The 17,058-nt window shown below is 44.1% G+C and carries 13 protein-coding genes; 5 read left to right on the top strand and 8 right to left on the bottom strand.

Annotated elements, in window-relative coordinates:
- Positions 1-774: 774 nt before the first annotated feature.
- Positions 775-2,637 carry a tRNA uridine-5-carboxymethylaminomethyl(34) synthesis enzyme MnmG gene (mnmG, locus tag A3860_RS02865; RefSeq protein ID WP_081145009.1) on the top strand — a complete coding sequence of 621 codons (1,863 nt, stop codon included), beginning with the start codon at positions 775-777 and terminating at the stop codon, positions 2,635-2,637.
- 80 nt (positions 2,638-2,717) lie between these two features.
- Here mnmG and A3860_RS02860 read toward each other — a convergent pair whose 3' ends face one another.
- The 3 genes from A3860_RS02860 to nadA form a co-directional block, all read right to left on the bottom strand.
- Positions 2,718-3,497, bottom strand: a complete 780-nt coding sequence (locus A3860_RS02860; RefSeq protein WP_081145008.1) for an NIPSNAP family protein — start codon at positions 3,495-3,497, stop codon at positions 2,718-2,720.
- An 18-nt stretch (positions 3,498-3,515) separates the two neighbouring features.
- Positions 3,516-3,992, bottom strand: coding sequence for a GAF domain-containing protein (locus tag A3860_RS02855; RefSeq protein ID WP_081145007.1), 477 nt, complete (start codon positions 3,990-3,992; stop codon positions 3,516-3,518).
- A gap of 119 nt (positions 3,993-4,111) precedes the next feature.
- The gene (gene nadA / locus A3860_RS02850) at positions 4,112-5,122 is read right to left on the bottom strand and encodes a quinolinate synthase NadA (RefSeq protein WP_081145006.1); all 1,011 of its coding nucleotides are present in this window, start codon (positions 5,120-5,122) and stop codon (positions 4,112-4,114) included.
- A gap of 573 nt (positions 5,123-5,695) precedes the next feature.
- Here nadA and A3860_RS02840 point away from each other — a divergent pair.
- From A3860_RS02840 to cydB, 4 genes are all read left to right on the top strand, one after another.
- Positions 5,696-7,834, top strand: a complete 2,139-nt coding sequence (locus A3860_RS02840) for a peptidylprolyl isomerase (RefSeq protein WP_081145004.1) — start codon at positions 5,696-5,698, stop codon at positions 7,832-7,834.
- Positions 7,835-7,970: 136 nt separating this feature from the next.
- Positions 7,971-8,477 (top strand): DUF2480 family protein, encoded by a 507-nt coding sequence (locus A3860_RS02835; RefSeq protein WP_081145003.1) that lies wholly within the window; start codon positions 7,971-7,973, stop codon positions 8,475-8,477.
- Positions 8,478-8,559: 82 nt separating this feature from the next.
- Positions 8,560-9,945 (top strand): cytochrome ubiquinol oxidase subunit I, encoded by a 1,386-nt coding sequence (locus tag A3860_RS02830; protein WP_081145002.1) that lies wholly within the window; start codon positions 8,560-8,562, stop codon positions 9,943-9,945.
- A gap of 136 nt (positions 9,946-10,081) precedes the next feature.
- Positions 10,082-11,116 carry a cytochrome d ubiquinol oxidase subunit II gene (gene cydB / locus A3860_RS02825; protein ID WP_081145001.1) on the top strand — a complete coding sequence of 345 codons (1,035 nt, stop codon included), beginning with the start codon at positions 10,082-10,084 and terminating at the stop codon, positions 11,114-11,116.
- Positions 11,117-11,218: 102 nt separating this feature from the next.
- Here cydB and A3860_RS02820 read toward each other — a convergent pair whose 3' ends face one another.
- The 5 genes from A3860_RS02820 to A3860_RS02800 form a co-directional block, all read right to left on the bottom strand.
- The gene (locus tag A3860_RS02820; RefSeq protein ID WP_081145000.1) at positions 11,219-12,214 is read right to left on the bottom strand and encodes a sugar phosphate isomerase/epimerase family protein; all 996 of its coding nucleotides are present in this window, start codon (positions 12,212-12,214) and stop codon (positions 11,219-11,221) included.
- A gap of 63 nt (positions 12,215-12,277) precedes the next feature.
- Positions 12,278-13,375, bottom strand: a complete 1,098-nt coding sequence (gene corA / locus A3860_RS02815; protein WP_081145163.1) for a magnesium/cobalt transporter CorA — start codon at positions 13,373-13,375, stop codon at positions 12,278-12,280.
- A 100-nt stretch (positions 13,376-13,475) separates the two neighbouring features.
- On the bottom strand, positions 13,476-14,042 hold the full coding sequence (locus tag A3860_RS02810) for a hypothetical protein (RefSeq protein ID WP_081144999.1): 567 nt from the start codon (positions 14,040-14,042) through the stop codon (positions 13,476-13,478).
- Positions 14,043-14,189: 147 nt separating this feature from the next.
- On the bottom strand, positions 14,190-15,284 hold the full coding sequence (locus A3860_RS02805) for an iron-containing alcohol dehydrogenase family protein (RefSeq protein WP_081144998.1): 1,095 nt from the start codon (positions 15,282-15,284) through the stop codon (positions 14,190-14,192).
- Between the two features lie 214 nt (positions 15,285-15,498).
- Positions 15,499-17,016, bottom strand: coding sequence for a glycoside hydrolase family 32 protein (locus A3860_RS02800; protein WP_081144997.1), 1,518 nt, complete (start codon positions 17,014-17,016; stop codon positions 15,499-15,501).
- Between the last annotated feature and the right edge of the window lie 42 nt (positions 17,017-17,058).

Raw genomic sequence — 17,058 nt, 5'->3', positions numbered from 1 at the left:
GACCCTTCACTATTTCCTTCATTTGAACCCTATAAAAATCATGGTAAATGCACCTATTATGTACCAATCCCTAAGATCCCAATATCTATGCTCCATGATACGAAAGTTTGAAAAAACATGGGGCGAAGGCCCTTAGTAGATATATCCTAATTCCTGCTTAATGAGAAAACTCGCATACTAGTATGGTCCAGAGGCTTTCCCTATACCAATAAACCCAATCCAACATAAGACCAACCAGGTATAACCCTTCCTTAAGCAACCACTTAGTGCCCCAAAAATATTTCAGAGTTTACCAGAATGCTCACTATACATTTTATGGAACTGGCATAAAAGGAAATTTCTTAAGGGTCATCCAGGTTAAGGTTATCCCCCCTTTCTATCATTTTATAAAATGAGTTAACCCTCTACATCAATACTTCCTTTTACCTTTCGAATCCACAAGGGTGAACATTTATTTATCAGCTTTCCTATTGAAACAATAGAAGGGGATCAGTACCCAGGAGCCAAATTCGAACCAGCTATTTCAGACCCAGGATTAACTTAAAAACCCAAACAAATCATGAAGAATAACTTGAAAGGGAGAGTTTAGACGTTGATGGAGTTTAATGAGCGGTGTGTTGGTTATGTACTGGACTTATAGAATGCGTGGAGCGGGAAAGAGTAAAGCGATATTCTTCCTAAAGCAATCCTAAAACCCACCTTTCAATCCCCATTTTCCCTTACCCCTCCTTTTTCTCTTTTTACCCCTTGCTTACCATCTTGTAATTTTGCACCATGTTTCCAGAATACGATGTAATAGTTGTAGGGGCAGGTCATGCCGGTTGTGAAGCCGCCGCTGCTGCCGCTAACCTTGGGTCTAAGGTTCTTTTAGTAACCATGAACATGCAAACCATTGCTCAAATGAGTTGCAACCCTGCCATGGGTGGTATTGCCAAAGGTCAAATTGTACGTGAAATTGATGCCATGGGTGGATACTCAGGCATCGTCACCGACCTCAGCATGATCCAGTTTCGCATGCTTAACCTTTCAAAAGGTCCGGCCATGTGGAGTCCCCGTGCTCAAAGTGACCGCATGTTATTTGCCGCTACCTGGCGTGAGCTATTAGAAAAGACTCCTAATGTTGATTTTTACCAGGACATGGTAAAAGGTTTGGTCGTTAAAGATGGCCGCGCCTGTGGAGTAGTAACCGGCCTTGGTCATGAAATAAAATCAAAATCTGTTGTGCTAACTAATGGTACCTTCTTAAATGGTATCATTCATATTGGCGAAAAACAATTCGGCGGTGGCCGCGTAGCTGAAAAAGCTGCTACCGGTATTACCGAACAACTCGTTGAACTGGGCTTTGAAAGTGACCGCCTTAAAACCGGAACGCCACCCCGCATCGATGGCCGCAGCCTCGACTATAGTAAAATGGAAGAACAAAAAGGCGACGATGAAGTCGTGGGCTTCTCCTTTACAGATACCAAAAAACCTGTTGAACAACGTAGCTGCTGGATCACCTATACCAGCCAAAAAGTACACGATACTTTAAAAACAGGCTTCGACAGGAGTCCTATGTATGCGGGCAGAATTGAAGGAACGGGTCCCCGCTATTGCCCCAGCATTGAAGACAAGATCAATCGCTTTGCTGAAAGAGAAAGACACCAGCTTTTTATTGAACCCGAAGGCTGGAACACCATCGAGATCTATGTAAATGGTTTCTCTACTTCTCTTCCTGAAGAAGTTCAGTATGCCGCATTGAGACTTGTTCCCGGTTTTGAAAACGTACGCGTATTCCGTCCCGGCTATGCCATCGAATACGATTACTTTCCACCAACGCAGTTGAATCACACGCTCGAAACAAAAATCATCAGTAATCTATTTTTCGCCGGTCAAATAAATGGAACTACCGGTTATGAAGAAGCTGCCTGTCAGGGTTTGATGGCTGGCATCAACGCCCATCAAAAAGCAAAAGAACTGGACCCGGTTATATTAAAAAGAAGCGATGCTTACATCGGCGTTCTCATCGATGACCTCATAAGTAAAGGAACCGAAGAACCTTACCGCATGTTCACCAGCCGCGCAGAATTCAGAACTATCCTTCGCCAGGATAATGCTGACCTCCGGCTCACCGAATTAAGTTACCGGCTCGGATTGGCATCGCAGGAAAGAATGGACAAAGTGATCAGCAAAAAAGAAGGCGTTGAAAAAATAAAAGACATCCTGAAAGAAATATCGCTGGAGCCAGCTGAAGCCGATACCTTCCTGGCAGAAAATAATTCTGCCCCGCTTCCACAAAAACAAAAAGCCATTCAACTATTGTTACGCCCGAATATTTCATTGGATGGTATGATGGCCGGACTACCAAAAATAAAACAGGCGTTAACCGGATTCACTGAAGAAGTTATTGAGCAGGCCGATATCCAGATCAAATACAATGTGTATATCGAAAAAGAAAGAGAGCTCGTAAAAAGAATGAACCAGCTCGAAGATCTGCTGATACCAGAGAATTTCGATTATGATAGAATTGTCTCTCTGTCAGCCGAAGCCATGCAAAAATTCAAAAGAATAAAACCCCGTACATTGGGCCAGGCCAGTCGTATCAGTGGTGTAAATCCAAGCGATGTGCAGATCCTGATGGTGTATATGGGCAGGTAATTAAATTATAATTACTAATAATATATAATTGGTCAGTTGCATCTCCGGATTGCAATTGGCCAATTTCATTTTCAATTTATTTAAACCTGCGAATAGGGGACCGGTTCCAAAAATACTCTTCGAATGTTCGAAACCGTGTTCGCATATTGTGGTTCTGCCGAAACTTTCTTCCAGTCAGCATCTGCACTAAAAGCGGCCCAGTTCTTATCACGCTCTTCCATGTTTTTAAACGTGATCATATACGTTAGGCAGGGGAGGTTTGGTCCGGCAAGTACTTCGCCAAAAAATACAGGGGTCAACTTTGTTCTATAGAAAATGGGGAATTCCTCTTTATTAAACATCTTAATTTTCCGTTGAACCGCATCTTCACTGTACCCTTCGTAGGTGCGCAATTCAAAAATTCGTTGTTCTTTGGCGGGGACCTTTATAGCCGGCATTCCATCAAAGGCCAGTAACAAAGAAGTATTGACTCTATTGAAAACCGGCTTGTCGGCCGGCACCTGTCGCCAGGCTGTACTGTTCTTTAAAAAATCTTCGTCACGCTGCACACTCGCATTTATTGAAAGGTAATCTTCAAATGTTGGGTATACGATCAGCACATAAACTTTTGCCGGCTCGGTTTTACCGATCTCCTTAAAAACGCCAACCGTTTTAACCCCGAATTTATTCAGCGCCGGGATCAGGGATTTCTCCAGGTACTCATGCAACAGATTCTGATTGCTTCCAAAATGAATTTCATACTCACGCCATTCATAGAGTTCCTTTTTCTCCGCCTTGCTCGAATTTGCTAAAGTTGCCTGTCCTAAAAGAACGGCTGAGGAAGTCAGTGCTGCGTGCTCTATGAATTTTCTTCTTTTCATATGGAAGGGTTTATGTACCTATTCGAAAATGATGCAATCGACAATTTCTTCCAGAAACTGTTTATCGATCTCATTGAATGCAGCAAGTGCCTCACTGTCTACATCAAGCACACCCATCACTTTACCATCACGAATGATGGGCACCACAATTTCGGATCGCGACTTACTGCTGCAGGCAATATGTCCCGGAAATTTTTCTACATCAGGCACTATGATCGTTTGGGCTTTTTCCCAACTGGTGCCACAAACGCCCTTTCCCTTTCTGATGCGGGTACATGCAACCGGTCCCTGAAATGGCGCCAACACCAACTGGTTTTCTTTCACCAGGTAAAACCCGATCCACAACCAACCGAACTGTTCCATCAGGGCCGCTACGATATTCGCCAGGTTTGCCACCAGGTCAGGTTCACCTTCAACCAATGCTTTTATTTGGGGAATAACAGATTTATATTTTTCTTCTTTTGTGCCCTGCACAATGCTCAAGTCTTCTGCCATGGAGCAAATATAGTTTTATTGCAAATTCAACAAAATGGTTCGGCCCTAAAACGCCTTACCTAACAGCCATTGTTACGAAATTGGGGCTTTTCAATAGGTTATTCACAGACTTTTCCACACTATAATCCATATTTCGCGCTGATTTCCAACATTCTATCAATTGGCTTTTTGGAAGCTTTGCGCAATTCCTCATCCATGATGATCTCAGGCGTTTCGTATTCCATGCACAGGTACAGCTTTTCAAGCGTGTTGAGTTTCATGTGTGGACAATCGTTACAAGCGCAGCTGTTATTCGGTGGAGCGGGGATGAAAGTTTTATTGGGCGAAGCTTTTTGCATCTGGTGCAAAATGCCCGTTTCGGTAGCAACGATAAATTCAGTGGCATCGTTTTGCTGGGTGTATTTCAGCAAACCGGTGGTGGAACCGATATAATCGGCCAGGCGCAGAACGGCCTCTTCGCATTCGGGGTGTGCGATGAATTTGGCATTCGGGTGACGGATTTTCAATTTCGTGATCTTTTCGAGACTGAATATCTCATGCACCATGCAGGCGCCATTCCACAACACCATATCGCGGCCCGTTTTTTTCACCAGGTAGGCACCCAGGTTTTTGTCGGGGGCAAAAATGATCTTCTGGTTGGGTGGAACACTTTCCACGATCTTTTCGGCATTGCTCGAGGTGACAATGATGTCGCTCAGTGCTTTGATCTCGGCCGAGCAATTGATGTACGAGATCACGATGTGATCGGGGTGTTGATCTTTGAACTTTTTGAAAAGATCGGCCGGGGCGCTGTCGGCCAGGGAGCAACCCGCATTGAGATCGGGCAGCAGCACTTTTTTGTTCGGGTTCAGGATCTTCGCAGTTTCAGCCATAAAGTGCACGCCGGCAAAAACGATGATATCCGCGTTGGTTTTTTCCGCTTTTTGCGCCAGCCCCAAACTATCCCCAATGTAGTCGGCCACATCCTGAATATCGGGCTCCTGGTAATAGTGCGCGAGCAGGATGGCATTTTTTTCTTTTTTCAACCGTTCAATTTCAGAAAACAGATCGAGCGTGGGGTCAATTTCAATGTCGAGGAATCCGGCTTTCGCGATATTTTTTTTTGCGTTAGCTACGTGGATATCTTCCATAGTATTTATATTAATTCTATTTTTTTATAAATAATCTATTATTATTACGGCTGTGGATTCGTGGATAAAATGAAGACCGTAAAATTTGGTAAAGTTACAACAACCTGGTTATCCACGGTTTTCCACTTTCTTTCAACATACAACAAATAAGGACTGGTGTAGGTTTTAGCCAGTTTTCCACTCCGGTGGAATAAAAAGGATCGGGAAAAATTTAACGATAATAACATATAAAAAGTCTGTTAATGGCGGTGGAATAACTAAGGGTTTATATACACCGGGTGCTAGGGAAAAGTATTCAGTAAATCTTATTGGCCAACTATCCACTAAAACTGAAGGGCAAAAACCCGGGTTACCCACATGTTTTCAGGGTTATACAGTACCCCCTGTTAGCTTTGTTTTCACGGCCCTGTTCCACGATAGACGCCTATATTTAAATAAAAGGGTTTATTCACATGTATGGGTCCCTGTAAAACCTTTGCTCGATGCTGGTTTTGAGCGGTTTTCCACAGTTTGTTCATAAAGTTTTTTCTCCTATTTTTGCCATCCTTATTAAAAGAGGTATACACTTATAATATGTCAGTTATTCAAAAAATCCGCGACAAAGCAGCGTGGATCGTCATTGGTGCGATTGCATTAGCCCTTATAGCCTTTATTGTACAGGACGCCTTTATGGGACAGGGAGGCCGGGGCGGATGGTTTAGCGGAAGCTCAACCAGCCTGGGTAAAGTGAATGGTACCAATATCGACTACCGCGACTTTGAGACCCGTTACAAAATGGCCGAAGAAAACTATCGTGCCCAAAATTATCCCGTGAACGATCAATTGCGTAATAATATTCGCGAAACGCTCTGGAACGAGTTTGTTGAAGATGTGTTGATGGGTGATGAATACGAAAAATTAGGTATTCGTGTAGGTGAAAAGGAATTAGGTGACATATTATATGGAGCTAACCCTCCCCAAATGCTGAAACAGCAGTTTACCGATTCAACCGGTCATTTCAATGCTGGGGCAGCATACCAGGCGGTAAAATCATTGAAAAAAGGAACGCCTCAATTTGAGAGCTTCCAGGAATTTCAATATTCCCTGATGAAAAGCCGTCAGAAAGAAAAATTCACTTCGCTGCTGGGAAAAAGCATGTACGTTCCCAAATGGCTGCTCGAAAAAAGCAATGCCGAGAACAGTCAGCGTTCTTCTATATCATATGTAAATGTTCCTTATTCTTCTATTTCTGATTCTACTGTTAAAATAACAGATGAAGATGTGAAAGAATATGTGAATAAGAACCAGGAAATGTACAAACAGGAAAACGAACGCAGCCTGGTGTACGTAACATTTGATGCAGCCCCCAGCCAGCCCGATAGCCTGGCTATATTTGATGCTTTAGTTAAACAAAAAGAGGCACTGGCTGCTGCCAACACTACTACCGATATTCAAACCCTGTTGGCAAACAACTCAAGCGAAACACCTTATTTTGATGGTTATGTATTGAGCAGCCATATGCAAATGGGTAATGCCGATACACTTCGCAAACTGGCCGATGGCCAGGTGTTTGGTCCTTACCTCGATGGTCCTAATTATACCCTCGCTAAAATGGTTGGCCGTCGCAGCATGCCCGATAGCGTAAAATGCCGTCACATACTGATAAAGATCGCTGATCAGCAAGGTCAAACAAGAACCGATAGCGTTGCTCATAAACTGATCGATAGCATTGTAGCTGCTATTAAAGGTGGCGCCAACTTCGACAGCATGGTAGTTAAATTCAGTGATGACGCTGGCAGCAAGGATAAAAAAGGTGAATATGAATTCTCTTCCATGCAGTTCTCGAACCTGAGTAAAGAATTTGCTGAAACCATCTTCTATGGCAATACCGGTGATAAAAAAGTGGTAAAAGTAGAAGCTCCTGCTTACAGCGGATACCATTATATAGAAGTGCTGAGCCAGAAAAAAATTGAGACTGCCTTTAAGCTGGCTTACCTTTCGCGCCCCATCGTTCCAAGCGATGAAACTGTAAATGGCGCCAGTGGTATGGCTCAACAATTTGCATCAGAAAACCGCTCGCTCGATGCATTCAATGATAATGCTACCAAGAAAAAACTGAACAAATTCCCCAGTGAAGTAAAAGAATCTGATTTTATGATCATGGGTCTTGGCGAATCACGTGAAATTATTCGCTGGGCATTTACAGAAGCCAAAAAAGGCTCTGTAGCTGAACATGCTTACCTGGTAGGTGATAAATATGTGGTGCCAGCCGTTACTGGTGTTTATGAAAAAGGAACCATGTCGGTTGAAAAAGCCCGCCCGTTGGTTGAATACAAGATCCGTAATATTAAGAAAGCTGAAGAACTTACCAAAAAGATCGGCAACGCTGCTACACTGGATGCTGTAGCCCAGGCTACCGGTCAACAGGTAAGAAGGGCCGACAGTCTTGCTTTCGCCAGCACATTTATTCCTAATGTTGGTCCCGAAATGAGGGTGTTAGGTGCATCTTTCAATAAAGATTACCAGGCAAAAATTTCTACTCCCATAAAAGGAGAGATCGGCGTATTTGTAATTAAAGTGGAGAACATTTTTTCAACCCCCAATCCTAATTTTGATGCTAAAGCACAGCAACAGCAAATGCAGCAACAAATGGGAGCTATGATCGGGTACAGATCTATTGAGATCCTGAAAAAAACTGCTGACATAAAAGACAATAGGATCAAATTCTTCTAGTTGATAGATAATAAGTTAACGGGGCCAACGGGGTAATACCGGTTGGCCCCGTTTCTTTTTTGGGAAGTGCAAACAGGGATTCACTGATTAAATTTTTCCGTATTACCTTTGTACCTGTTCAGTGAAATTGAGTATTATGAGTGAAGAAATAGTAAATAAGGTCGCACAAAGCCAGCTGGTCACCCTTGACCTGGAAAGCTATTATCCTACGGATGAAATTGCGGTATTCGATCTGAAGCCGCATTTATTCATGGAGCTGATCCTGAAGGAAAAGGAATTCCGCACTGCTTTGCAAAATAACGATTGGAGTGTTTACCAGAATAAAGTAGTGGCTGTTACCTGCACTGCCGACGCCATTATTCCCATGTGGGCGTATATGCTGGTAGGTTCTTACCTGCAGCCTGTGGCAAAGGATATTATTTACGGCGATGAAAAAACAGCCCGTCAGCAACTTTTTGTACAACGCATTGAGGCCATTGATACAGAACCTTTCCTCGAGAAAAGGATCGTTGTAAAAGGTTGCGGCGATATACCTATAGGAGAGTTTGCCTACCTTGCCATCACGAAGAAACTGATGCCGGTAGCCAAAACCATCATGTACGGTGAACCTTGTAGTACTGTACCGATCTATAAAAAGAAATAACTAACTAACGATAAGCCTCCCGCCATAAAACGGGAGGCTTTTTTTTAGCCTGCCTGCCTAAAAGAATTAAAACCGTTCGACCATGGAAGTTGAAATCTTAGCACGGATTCAGTTTGCATTTACGATCGCCTTTCATTACATCTATCCGCCATTGAGTATCGGGCTCGGTTTATTGCTGGTGGTATTTGAAGGTATGTACCTGAAAACGGGCAATAAAATGTATGAACAGATCACCCGTTTCTGGATCAAGATCTTTGCTCTCATATTCGGGATTGGCGTAGCTACCGGTATCATTATGGAATTTGAGTTTGGCACCAACTGGGCCACCTACTCAAAATATGTGGGCGATATTTTCGGCAGCGCACTGGCGGCAGAAGGCATTTTTGCATTTGCACTGGAATCAGGCTTTTTGGGAATACTGATCTTTGGCTGGAACCGGGTAAGCTCGCGGGTGCATTTCTTTTCTACCATCATGGTGTTCCTCGGTTCCATGTTTTCGGCCATCTGGATCGTAGTAGCCAATTCCTGGCAACAAACGCCGGCCGGTTTTCATATTGTTGGCAGCGGCATGCAGGCCCGCGCCGAGATCACCGATTTCTGGGCCATGGTTTTTAATCCGTCGAGTGTTGACCGGCTCATTCATGTTTGGATTGCCGCGTTCCTCGCCGGTATTTTTTTAGTGTTGAGTGTAAATGCCTGGTATATTTTAAAAGGTAAGCACCTCGATATTGCCAAACGCTCATTCCGCATTGCACTGATAGCGGGTACTGTTTTTTCCCTGTTGCAGCTGGTGGCTGGGCACCGCAGTGCCGATGTAGTATATAAATACCAGCCTGCCAAGCTCGCCGCCCTTGAAGGTCATTATGATTCCATGGCGGTGGCCGATATGTTTTTACTGGGCTATGTAGATAATAAGAAACAAAAAACGACCGGGATAAAAATTCCCGGCGGTTTATCCTTTCTTACGCAATACGATTTTAATAAACCGGTGAAGGGATTGAATGCTTTTAAGCCCGAAGAAAGGCCCACACAGGTAAACACCATTTTTCAGTTCTATCACCTAATGATAGCCATTGGTGTATTTATGATCGGCTTAACGGTGTATGCCTCATGGTTGAATTATAAGAACAAACTGTTCGAAAAGCGATGGTTGATGTGGGTATTTGTGTGGGCGGTGCTTGGACCACAGATCGCCAATCAAACGGGATGGTTCGCTGCTGAAATGGGCCGCCAGCCCTGGGTGGTGTATGGTTTGCTTCGAACATCTGATGCCCTGTCGAAAACAGTAACGGCCAACCAGGTGGTTTTTTCATTGATCATGTTTATGGTGGTGTATATGTTGCTGTTTGTATTGTTCCTGTATTTGCTGAACAAAAAAATTATTCATGGGCCGGTTGACTATGGAACAAAAGAAGATATAGAGGAAGGCAGCAAGCGCGATAACCCGATATTGGACCACCACGCGTAGAATTTCTGATTTTGAGATGTAGTGATTTTGGGATTTCCTTTAATTCGGTCTTTGCTTCTGTATTCAGATCTCAAAATCGCGCAATCCCGAAATCTAAAAATTTCATGCTATTGTAATTATTGAATAAATTATCACAATGGAAACTTTCTTAGGACTTGACTACAATGTTTGGTGGTTTTTAGTTTTTGGCGCAACTATCAGTGGCTATGCGATACTCGATGGGTTCGACCTGGGCGCTGGTGCTTTGCACCTGTTGTTGAATAAAGAATTGAGCCGGCGCATTGCATTAAATGCCATTGGCCCCGTATGGGATGGAAATGAAGTATGGCTGGTGATTGGCGGGGGCGCGCTGTTTGCCGGTTTTCCCGTAGCCTATGCAGCGATCTTTTCTGCTTTTTATGTGCCGTTCATGATCTTCCTGGTAGGACTGATCTTCAGAGGTGTGGCGATAGAATTCAGAAGTAAGGAACCGGGATTGCTTTGGCGCAAAACATGGGATATCGTGTATTGCGTGGCTTCAATAATAATCTCTCTCTCACTTGGCCTCATGCTGGGTAATGTGGCTTACGGCATTTCATTAAATGAGCAAAAAGAATTCAGCGGCGACTGGCTCTCGTTCTTTAATTTCTTTTCAATTATGGTGGCCATAACAACGCTGGCTTTGTTCATGATGCATGGCGCTATTTATCTCACCATGAAAACCGAGAACCGGTTATACACCAAGTTGTATATTCTTGCCCGTCAGTTTATCATATTTTTTGTGCTGAGCTTTGTGATCACGACGCTGTATACGTTGTTATACATTCCGCACCTGGGTGATTTTTTCAGGGAGCATCCTTCTTCTTTTATCATTCCGGTGTTGATGGTATTATCTATTGCCAATATTCCGCGGCAATTGAAAATTGGAAAATACCGTTATGCCTTTATCAGTTCCTCAGTCACTATTTCTTTATTGCTGATAATGGTAGCGGTGGAAGTATTTCCTTATTTATTGTATTCGAAAGATAATCCGGCCAACAGTATAACGGTGCACAATGCGGCGGCATCGCCCAAAACCATGAAGATATTATTGATCATTGCCCTCATAGGTACGCCATTGGTAGGCATTTATACCTCATTTGTATTTTGGACGTTCAAGGGCAAAGTAAAGCTCGATGAAACCAGTTATTAGGAATTTCTGATTTTGTGATTTAGAGATTTTGAGATCTATTTTAGTTTGCGGGCTCTCCGATTATATTCAAATCCCAAAATCTCTAAATCTGCATTCTCTAAATCACTTTATCGTTGCACCAACACGTTCCAACAAGGCTTTAGTTTTTTTGATGCCTTCATCTTCACTTATTTTATCGCCTTCGTATTCGATACCCATGTATCCTTTAAACCCGGCGGCTTTCACCACTTTCAGCATTTTCACATAATCGGTTTCAATACAATTGCCCTGTTCATCAAAATCATGGGTCTTGGCGCTAACGCCTTTTGCAAAGGGCATCATTTCGCCAACACCTTTATACTTGTCATATTCTTCAATGCAGGGCGTGCCCCACAGTTGACCGCCTTCGCGTTTTAGACAGAAATTTCCAAAATCGGGTAGGGTGCCTACATTCTTGCGGTTTACCTTTTTCATTACCGTTGCCAGCCATTCCCCATTGGAAGTATAGCCGCCATGATTTTCCACAATCACATTGATGCCGGTTTTGGCGGCATATTCGCCCAGTTTCGAGAGGCTTTCAATGGCAGCTTTTTGTACTTCTTCGGCACTGCCCGTTCCGAATGCATTTACGCGAATAGTTATACAGCCGAGGTATTTGGCCGCATCAACCCATTTATAATGGTTTTCCACGGCCTGCATTCTTTTTTTGGCGTCGAGGTCGCCCAGCTCGCCTTCACCATCGCACATGATCAGGTGATTTTTAACGCCGTTATCATTACAGCGTTTCAGTAGCTCGGCCAGGTATTTCTCATCTTTTGCCTTGTCTTTAAAGAACTGGTTCACATATTCCACTACACTGATACCATATGTATTTTTTGCCACTGCCGGAAAATCGAGATTGTCGAGTTCCTTAGCGAACAGTTTTTTATGCAATGACCATTGGGCCAAAGAAATAGTAAAAAATAATGGAGCGGCGGCTTCGTTTGTTCCCGACGTATGCACGTTTGTTTGCATACCGGTTTGCGGTGAATTAATGAAGGATAAGCCGGTGGAAACGGCGCCAAATCCGGCTGCCAGTCCACCCAATTGTTTTAAAAAATGGCGGCGATTTGAGGGCATGTGAATAGTTTTGTTGAGTTGTTGAATTTACAACATGCCCGTAATATTTGAATGGCTTTCTTGTTAAAACCAACCTCTTTTCCTGAAATTCCGGAGCATCCAAAGGGGGATCAATAACATACACCCCACTGCCAAAAAAAATCCCCAACGATTATGGATGTAGGGGATCACTTCGAAGTTCATACCAAAGATGCCGCCGATGACAGTAGCCGGGGCCATAAGGCAGGTCACAATGGCCATTACCTTCATTACCTCGTTCATCTTCAGGTTCACATTGTTGATATAGAGGTCCTGCATACTCATGATGACATCGCGGTAGTTTTCGCTGAGATCAGCGGCCTGTACTATATGATCGTATACATCTTTATAATATTTGGTATGCCGGTCTTCGAGCAGATCGCTTTCACTGCGTATAATACCATTCAACAGGTCGCGTACGGGGGCAAAATTCCTTTTTAATACGATCAGCTCCTTTCGCAGTTGATTGATGCTTGCCAGCGAACGGGTATTGCTGTTGCGGATCACCTCTTCTTCTACTAATTCAATTTGCTCGCTCAGTTTTTCCATTACAATAAAGTAATTATCCACGATCATATCAAGCAGGGAGTAACAAAGGTAGTCGGCGCCACGTTGCCTGATCTTGACATTGTTGAGTTTCAGCTTTGTTCTGATCGGGTTAAAAACATCGCGTTGGGAATCTTCCTGAAAAGAAAGCACAAAGTTTTTGCCCAGCACAATGCTGATCTGTTCTGCTTCAACCGTTTTTTTCTGCTCGTTGAAATAAAGCATATTCAGCAGGCAAAACAAAATGCCATCCACCTCATCCATTTTTGGACGCTGGTTAATGCTAAGTATATCTTCAATAACCAGGGGGTGAATGCCGTAATAGTTACAAACGGTTTCCACATCATTCTTCCGCAGGCCATCAATGTTTATCCAGCTGATGTATTCGTTGTCTTTACAATGCAGGCATTCTGCCACCGTTTCTACCCCATATTCCTGAATGGTAGCTGCATTGTATTCATAAACCGAAATTTTAACCTCTTTGGCTTCTTCCCGTTGTGGCAATACTGTTGGGTTTACCTGCAATATTTCCTTGGTTCGGTCGGTGCCGAACAAAGATGGCAACATCAGGTAACGCAGGTACTTTTGCGGACTCATATAACAAAAATGGCTAAAAAATCTGAAATACAGAACCTGCGGCAAAATAAGGGCCACCTTCCCCGGCCGGGGAAGTAAATTAAATTGTATAACCGGTTTATTATTCTACAGAGTTGATGGTGAGGTCGGCCCCGAGGGTATTCCCTTCTATTTTTAACAATACCGGAAAGGCCGCATTATTGAGGATCCAGATACGGGTAGTGCCGTTTGAATTCTCCAACAAAAACGCATCAACCGGTTTGCCCGCCAGTTTTAATTGCTGTTGCTCAGTTGGTGCTTTCAGGGCAAAAGTTTGCTGATCAAAACTCATGGCCTTGTCTTTTTGCAACATACCCCATTGGGCTTTTGAAAACACAAGAATGCTTTGGTCATCAGGTACTTCTTCCTGGGAGCCGGGTGTGGGCTGGCCCCAGAAACCCTTCAGGGCGCTTTCCAATGATTTGCTTTTCATAATCCAGGCGCCACTGCCATAACCTTCAACCGTCCAACCCACTTTTAAGTAACCGGTATTTACCGAATCAAAGGAAAAAACGCAAGGGAAATTTTGTCCGTTTACATAGGCACTGTAGTTTAATTTGGTGCCCTGTTTAATAGATGGGGAAACTTTTTCCTGTGCCCATGACGACAGGGCAACCAGCAAGCAAACCGCCAGCATTATTTTTTTCATATAAAAAGGTTTTTGTGAATTTACGGAAAGCCGATTATTTGTAAGTTATTTAGTTTTTAAGTTGCAGGGAACGAACTCAATAACTGGCGCAAAAAAAACGGAGTTATCCTTAAGACAACTCCGTTTACTTATATCAGTAATATATATTTACAACTTCTCGTATAAAGCCCGCAGCTTTTCGCGCGTCATTATTTTTTCCCAGTCTTTACCCAGCGCATTTTCCCATAATGGTTTCATGCCCAGCGATACGTTGATCATGGTATCGAATTGCTCATCGGTAAGGCCTTTGCAAATACCAACGGGGATATCGATATTATTCTTCTCCACCATTTTTTTGAATTCCTTTACGCCTTCGGGATAGTAGGGCTCCAGGTGGTTCATTACAATACAGTTACCAATGCCATGCTTGGTACCCAGCAAATAGCTTAATCCATAGCTCACCGCGTGGGCCACGCCAACCTGTGAATAAGCGATGCTCATACCGCCGGCGTAGGAAGCCATCATCAGTTTGTCGTCACATTCGGCATCCCATTTATCTTTATTAACGAAAACTTCCCGGCACAGTTCCAGTGCTTTTTCGCCATATGATTTACTGAATTCGTTCAAATAGGTTCCTTCAAGGCTTTCAATACAATGGATATAGCAATCCATACCGGTATAGAACCGCTGGTTAACAGGTGCATTGGCTGTTAATTCAGGATCGAGCACGATTTGATCGAAAGGGGTGAAATCAGAATTCATCCCCAGCTTACGGGTTGGCCCGGTAAGTACGGTGGTGCGCGACACTTCGGCCCCGGTTCCGCTTAAAGTAGGAATACCGGCTTTATATACCCCCGGTACTTTAACGAGGTCCCAGCCCTGGTAATCGGCTGAAGAACCGGGGTTGTTCATCATCAGCGAAACCGCTTTGGCCAGGTCGAGGGTAGAACCGCCGCCAATACCAATGACGCCGCTCACGGTGCCAAACTCATCTTTTAATTGTTTGGCCAGTTTATCAACCTGGGTGGTCTTTGGTTCGTAGGTAACATCGGCAAAAATAATTTTGTCTTTACCGCGCAGGGGGATACGGCTAATAAGCGATTTGCCGTCGCCGGTAGGGGCGCCGTTCTCAAAAAAATGATCTACCAAAAAGATCATCGGCGCATCGCCTTTTCTATGTGGAGCTAAAATTTCATCAAGCTGGTTAAAACTGCCTCGGCCATAAACAACAAAGCTGACCATTTTAAAGTTTCTGAACTTCATATGCTTACGCTAAATGATTTTTAAAAGATACTGTGATTTAGCGGTGCGAAGGTAGTGGGAAAGCGTGAAAAGTGGAAACGGTCCGCCAGCTGGCAGAGGAAATAGCCCACCGTAATTTGTAACCGGTTCGGGGTTAGCGGGAAAACAATAAACCAGGAAAACCTTGCCCTTTACCAGCCAGCAGCCCACTCCCCACTCACTAATTTCCAATCGCTTACTTCCAGGCCGGGCTCATGGGCCATACTTTGGCCGTTGAAATGCGGGTAGCCCCGTTTTCGCTGAAAAATTCAATGCCATCATGGCCAGTAGCCGGGAAAAGCTGGGCGGTCAACACGGTGCTGCCATCATTGGCAAATACTTCCATAATGCTTTTATCGAGGAAAATATGCAACCGCAATTTGCCCTCCTGCAGCGGAACACGGGCCGAAGTATATTGCCAGGCAGTAAACTGATTATCGAAGCTGGTATTGCCGCTTTTTGAACGGTCGATGTACAATTTTGAACTGGCGGCCTCATAGCCGATAATAATGGATTGCCCGCCCCCGGCAGCCAGCCTTATTCCGCAATTGGCGTTTTTGGCGGGAACCAGTTCTGCATCCAGCTCAAGTACCTGGCCTTTGGCCGGAAATATTGCTACACTATTTACAGTCTTGTTCTGCCATCCGGTTACCGGGCCCCGAAGTGATTGTAACGCTTTCACTGGTTGCTGTAACAGCACCCAGGCATTACCCCACTTTTTCAGCTTCAATGTACGCGGAACCGATAGGGCGCTGCGCCAGGGCGAGGTGGGAATTGACTGGCCATATTTCCAGTTGTTCGCCCAGCCCAGTAAAACAGGGTCCTGGCCGGCGGGTAAATTATTATAGGTGACGCCTGCATAAAAATCAGGACCATAATCGGGGCGCAAAATGGTATCGGTTGGGTTTTCATTTTGAAAACGCGTTCCATTAAAATCACCTACAAAATATTGCATGGTGGTTTGCTGCGAATTAATGAGCACCCATTTGCTTTTTCCGGGCTGGCCATTGATGGGCACCTGCAACAGATCGGGACACTCCCAAATATCATTGGTATCGCCGGCCGGACCAAAATCGCTTTCATGCGTCCAGCTTTTTAAATCAACAGAGCTATGGAACTGAACCAGGTGCTCATGCGGTAATACTGTGGCCATGATCCATTTTTTGGTGGGTGCATACCAGAAAACCTTCGGGTCGCGAAAATCTTTTTTATTGAGGTCGAGCACGGGATTGCCTTCATATTTTTTCCAGGTTCTGCCATCGTCGAGACTGTAAGCGATGTGCTGGTTTTGCTGGTAATCGTCAATTTTTGATTTATCGGGAATAATGTGCGCGGTATAAATAGCTACCAGTGGAACCTGATTGGGTTTTTCAGCAAAATGGCTGCTGTTGTTTTTGTCGACCACACAACTGCCGGAGAAGATCATATTTTTATCATCTTCCGGAATGGCCAGCGCCAGGGGGTTCCAGTGAACTAGGTCGGCACTAACGGCATGGCCCCAACTCATATGGCCCCAGGTATTGCCCATAGGATTGTATTGATAGAACAGGTGATATTCTCCTTTATAATATACCAGTCCGTTAGGATCGTTCATCCAGTTATGATGAGGTGTAAAGTGGAATTGCGGGCGATAGGGTTCTTTATAGGTTGGTTTATTTTGTGGGAAAACCGAAAAATGGATCATACCTATAAATAATAGCAGTAAGGGTTTCATAATACGAGCAGTTTTGGGGGGAGTGAAAGGGTTATGCTAAAT

The organism is Niastella vici, from assembly GCF_002077945.1.
Taxonomy (GTDB): Bacteria; Bacteroidota; Bacteroidia; order Chitinophagales; family Chitinophagaceae; genus Niastella; species Niastella vici.
Note: the sequence above shows the minus strand (reverse complement) of the source record. Positions and strands in the feature narration are given on the sequence as shown.